The sequence below is a fragment of the Accumulibacter sp. genome, assembly GCF_016789985.1.
GTDB lineage: Bacteria > Pseudomonadota > Gammaproteobacteria > Burkholderiales > Rhodocyclaceae > Accumulibacter.
The window spans coordinates 1-5,136 of record NZ_JAEUOL010000017.1 but is presented as its reverse complement, the minus strand read 5'-3'; the positions used below and the strand labels follow the sequence as shown (position 1 = coordinate 5,136).

Annotated in this window: 4 protein-coding genes; all 4 read left to right on the top strand. The window is 64.0% G+C overall.

Going from position 1 to position 5,136, the window contains the following annotated elements:
- On the top strand, positions 1–1,209 hold a 1,209-nt coding region (locus JNK99_RS01060; protein WP_291847353.1), incomplete at its 5' end, for a ribulose-bisphosphate carboxylase.
- 93 nt (positions 1,210–1,302) lie between these two features.
- A complete protein-coding gene (locus JNK99_RS01055) occupies positions 1,303–2,106 on the top strand; it encodes a CbbQ/NirQ/NorQ/GpvN family protein (RefSeq protein WP_291847350.1) in 804 nt (267 codons plus the stop codon).
- An 18-nt stretch (positions 2,107–2,124) separates the two neighbouring features.
- A complete protein-coding gene (locus tag JNK99_RS01050; protein WP_291847347.1) occupies positions 2,125–4,404 on the top strand; it encodes a nitric oxide reductase activation protein NorD in 2,280 nt (759 codons plus the stop codon).
- Between the two features lie 9 nt (positions 4,405–4,413).
- Positions 4,414–5,112, top strand: coding sequence for a carbonic anhydrase family protein (locus tag JNK99_RS01045; protein ID WP_291847344.1), 699 nt, complete (start codon positions 4,414–4,416; stop codon positions 5,110–5,112).
- The last annotated feature ends 24 nt before the right edge of the window (positions 5,113–5,136 follow it).

Sequence of the window (5,136 nt, the reverse complement as noted above, 5' to 3'; positions counted from 1 at the left end):
TGCACCACCGACGACTTCACGCGCGGCGTTGATGCACTGGTGTACCACATCGACGAGGCGAGCGAAGAAATGCGCATCGCCTACCCGCTTGACTTGTTCGACCGCAACATTACCGACGGACGGATGATGATCGTCTCCTTTCTCACCCTGGTGATCGGCAACAACCAGGGAATGGGCGACATCGAACACGCCAAGATCTACGATTTCTACATGCCCGAACGGGCGATCCAGCTCTTCGACGGGCCGGCCAAGGACATCTCGGACATGTGGCGCGTGCTCGGGCGGCCGATCAAGGATGGCGGTTACATCGCCGGCACGATCATCAAGCCCAAGCTCGGCCTGCGTCCCGAGCCATTCGCCAGGGCCGCGTACCAGTTCTGGCTCGGTGGCGATTTCATCAAGAACGATGAACCGCAGGGCAATCAGGTTTTTGCACCGATGAAGAAGGTAATGCCCCTGGTGTACGACGCGATGAAGCGCGCACAGGATGAAACCGGCCAGGCAAAACTGTTCTCGGCCAACATCACCGCCGATGACCACTACGAGATGTGCGCCCGTGCCGATTACATTCTCGAGACCTTCGGGCCCGATGCCGACAAGGTCGCTTTCCTGGTCGACGGCTATGTCGGCGGCCCCGGGATGGTCACCACCGCGCGCCGGCAATACCCGAACCAGTACCTGCACTACCACCGTGCCGGGCACGGCGCCGTTACCTCACCAAGCTCGAAGCGCGGCTATGATGCCTACGTGCTGGCCAAGATGTCCCGCCTGCAGGGTGCCTCGGGAATCCACGTCGGGACGATGGGTTACGGCAAGATGGAAGGTAGTGCCGACGATCGCGCCATCGCCTATGTCATCGAGCGCGACGAGTATCAGGGTCCGGTCTATTACCAGAAATGGTACGGCATGAAGCCGACGACGCCGATCATTTCCGGAGGCATGAATGCTCTGCGTCTGCCAGGCTTTTTCGCCAACCTCGGCCACGGCAACGTGATCAACACCTCGGGGGGCGGTTCCTATGGACACATCGACAGCCCGGCGGCGGGGGCCATCTCCCTGCGCCAGGCCTATGAGTGCTGGAAAACCGGCGCCGACCCGATCGAATGGGCCAGAGAGCACCAGGAATTCGCGCGTGCCTTCGAGTCTTTCCCCGGCGACGCCGACAAGCTCTATCCGGGCTGGCGTGAAAAACTCGGCACCCATCGCTGACCGATCAAGCCGGCTCGCCGCAGCGCTCGAGCAAAGCCGGCGGCGCTGGCTGAGCGCCCGGCACCCAGCACACCCAACACTGCGAGACCATCCATGACCGACAAGGAGCAGTTCAGGGTTCTCGAACAACCCTTCTACCAACCACAGAGCAACGAAATCGCGCTTTACGAAGCCGCCTACACGGCACGGCTACCGGTGATGGTCAAAGGACCCACCGGCTGCGGCAAGTCGCGCTTCATCGAGTACATGGCGTGGAAACTCGGCAAGCCGCTGATCACCGTGGCCTGCAATGAAGACATGACCGCCTCCGATCTGGTCGGGCGCTACCTGCTCGAAGCCAACGGTACGCGCTGGCTCGATGGACCACTGACCACCGCTGCGCGCATCGGCGCCATCTGCTACCTTGACGAGATCGTCGAAGCCCGCCAGGACACGACGGTCGTCATTCATCCGCTCACCGACCATCGCCGCACCCTGCCGCTCGACAAGAAGGGAGAATTGATCCCTGCCCACCCCGACTTCCAGCTGGTCATTTCGTACAACCCGGGCTACCAGAGCCTGATGAAGGATCTGAAACAGTCGACCAAGCAGCGCTTCGCTGCCTTCGAGTTCGACTATCCGGAAGCGCAACTGGAGACGACGATCCTGGTCACGGAAAGCGGCATCGACCACGCCACCGCTGCGCAACTGGTGAGCATCGGCGCTGCCGCCAGGCGACTGAAGGGCCACGGTCTCGACGAAGGCATCTCGACCCGCCTGCTGGTCTATGCGGCGACCCTGATCAAGGGTGGAGTGAGCCCCGGCGACGCCTGCCGCATGGCGCTCGTACGGCCGATCACCGACGACCGCGACATCCGTGACACGCTCGATCACGCGATCGACGCGACCTTCGCATAGGCGGCGGCGAGACCCGGCATGTCGACCAGCGGCTTACCGGACAGCTCCTGGGGCGAACGTCTGGCAGCGTACCGCGCGCGGCTCGATTGCCGTTTTCCGCAACTTGCCGAAGTCTTCGAGCCCTGCCTGCTCGACGCCCTGGCCGTTCTCTCCCCGGCAGGCATCGACGCTTATCTCGACTGCGCGCGCTTTCTGGGCCACATGGGACGCGGCGTCGAACCGCTGCTGCTGTTTCTCGAAGAGTGGCCAACGATCGCCCGCCTTCTCGGCGAGGACGCGCTGCCGGCGATCGAACACACCATTCGCACGCTGTGGAAGTCCCCCAACGGCAAGGCGATCACCCCCTTCCTGCAGACACTGGCGGCTGTCGCCCGCCGCCTCGCCGCACGCGAGCAGATGCAGCACTACCTGGACCTGACGCTGGACTTCATGGCACGGACCACCGGTTCGGTGCATGGTATTCATCAGACTTTCGCCAGCCCCGGCCTACCCGCGTTCTTCATCCAGGCACCTCTGCTGCTCAATGCACTGACCATCGCCGGCTTGCAGAACTGGGTCGATTATGGAATCCGCAACTATCCAAAGCACCCCGAGCGCCAGCACGCCTATTTCAGCCTGCAGTCGCCGGACAGCCGCGCAGTGCTGCAGCGGGAGCGTCATGGCACCTTGCTGGTCGACAACGAACGGCGGCTCGATCTTTATCTGCGCGGCATGTGGCAGACCAGCGCGCAACTGGTGCCCTTCACCACCAGCCTCGACCAATCAGGCCGCAGCGTCCCCCATGATGACCCGTCCGGCATACGGCTGCCCGACGCGCTTGACGATGCGCGCGGCGTCAGCGGCATCGACCGCTACCGAGCCGCTCTGGCGCACATCGCCGGCCATCGGCGCTGGAGCACGCCGATGTTCGCCGACAATTTCAGCCCGCAACAGCGCATGACCATCGAGTTCTTCGAAGACAGCCGCATCGACGCGCTGATCCTGCGCCGGTACCCCGGCCTGCGCCGCAGCTTCCTGGCCCTGCACCCGCGGCCGGTTGAAGGCGCCTGCGATCCGGCAACGCAGTCCTGCCTGCGTCATCGCCTGGCGATGCTCTCGTGCGCCCTGCTCGACCCGCAACACGGCTACCGGGACGAGGCGCTGCACGATTTCGTCCGCCGTTTCCAGGAAACCCTGGCGCAGGGAGATTCGAGCAGCGCGGCAATCGCCGCGCTGGCGCTCTCCTTCGTCGCCCGGACACGACGCCAGAGCGACCAACTGGCCGAGGTTCATTTCACCGACACCGAGATCGACTACCGCGACGACAATCGCCACCTCTGGCGCTTCCACGAACTCAGTGACGACGAAGAGATGTTCGAGCAGCACCGTCCGGCGGCAGCCGTCACCGAGCCCGACCGGCTGCCGCCGCGCCACTACCCCGAATGGGACTACCAGAGCCAGACCTACCGTCCGGACTGGGTCAGCCTCTACGAATCGCTGCACCCGAGTGGCGATGCCGCCACCATCGACCGCCTCCTCGCCAAACACGCCGTGCTGGCCAGGCGGCTGAAACGTCTGCTCGACCTTCTGCGACCGCAGGACAAGACGCGCATCCGCTACCAGGAAGACGGCAGTGAACTCGATCTCGACATCGCCATCCGCTCGCTGATCGATTTCAAGGGCGGCACCTACCCCGACCCGCGGATCAACATGAGCCATCGCACCAGCGGTCGCAATCTGGCGGTGCTCCTCCTCCTCGACCTCTCCGAGTCGTTGCGCGACAAGGTCCGGGTCGGCGACGGCGAACAAAGCGTCCTCGAGTTGAGCCAGGAGGCGGTGTCGCTGCTCGCCTGGACGATCGAACAACTCGGTGATCCGCTGGCCATCGCCGGCTTTCATTCCGATACCCGGCACGACGTGCGGTACCTGCATCTCAAGGGCTACAGCGAGAACTGGGGCGAAACCGTCAAGAGTCGCCTGGCGGCCATGCAGGCCGGCTACTCGACACGCATGGGTGCGGCGATGCGCCATGCCGCGCACTACCTCTCCGCGCAGAAAGCCGAAAAGAGACTGCTGCTCATCCTCACCGATGGACAGCCAGCCGACGTCGATACACCGGACGAGCGGCTGCTGATCGAGGACGCCCGCAAGTCGGTCAGCGAACTCGAGCGGCAAGGCATCTTCACCCATTGCATCAGTCTCGACCGCAAGGCGGATGACTACGTGAGCGACATCTTCGGCCGACGATATTCGGTGATCGACCATGTCGAGCGCTTGCCGGCAAAGTTGCCGGAGCTGTTCATGGCCTTGACCAGATAGCCGGAAACGATGCCCGGCACCACCAAGCTGCCGTTGCACGTGACGATCAGGGTTTGCTTCGGGTTGTTGCTGTTGTGCACGGCCACCACCTGGGCCGCGACCTGCGACAGCGGGCGCCGGCAATCGCCGATCGACATCACCAACAGCCAACGGCAGAAGCTGCCTGGTCTCGCCTTCGCGTACCGCAGCGCGCCTTTGCTCATCGCCGACGACGGCCACACGGCGCGCGTCCGTTTCGGCCGGGGCAACCACTTGTCCATCGGCGGCCAGCGTTATGTCCTGCAACAGTTTCACTTCCACACCCCGAGCGGCGATCGCATCGCCGGCGAACCATTCCCGATGGCCGCCCATCTGCTGCACAAGAGCGCCTCCGGGCAGTTACTGGCGGTGGTGGTACTGTTTCGCCTGGGCGCCGAGAACCCGTTCTTGCGCTCGCTGATGCCACTCATCCCCGCGCCTGCCGATGGCGATCATGCGCCACCGGGAATCACGGTCGATCCCGGTCGTCTGCTGCCCGCCAACCGCGGCTACTACCGCTACAGCGGTTCGCTCACCGGGCCGCCGTGCACCGAGGGTGTCGACTGGATCATTCTCAAGCAGCCGCTGGAGATTTCGGCCGCGCAACTGGCACGCTATCGCGCCCGCTTTCCCGACAATTCCCGTGACGTCCAGCCCTTGCACGGGCGGCAGGTTGTGGAAAGCCTTTGATCGCAAAATCCCGCGTTGAACGAC

Bases quoted from the DNA above. Each gene is read 5' to 3' on its own strand.
- JNK99_RS01045 (WP_291847344.1), top strand. From the start codon at position 4,414: ATGCCCGGCACCACCAAGCTGCCGTTGCACGTGACGATCAGGGTTTGC.
- JNK99_RS01050 (WP_291847347.1), top strand. From the start codon at position 2,125: ATGTCGACCAGCGGCTTACCGGACAGCTCCTGGGGCGAACGTCTGGCA.
- JNK99_RS01055 (WP_291847350.1), top strand. From the start codon at position 1,303: ATGACCGACAAGGAGCAGTTCAGGGTTCTCGAACAACCCTTCTACCAA.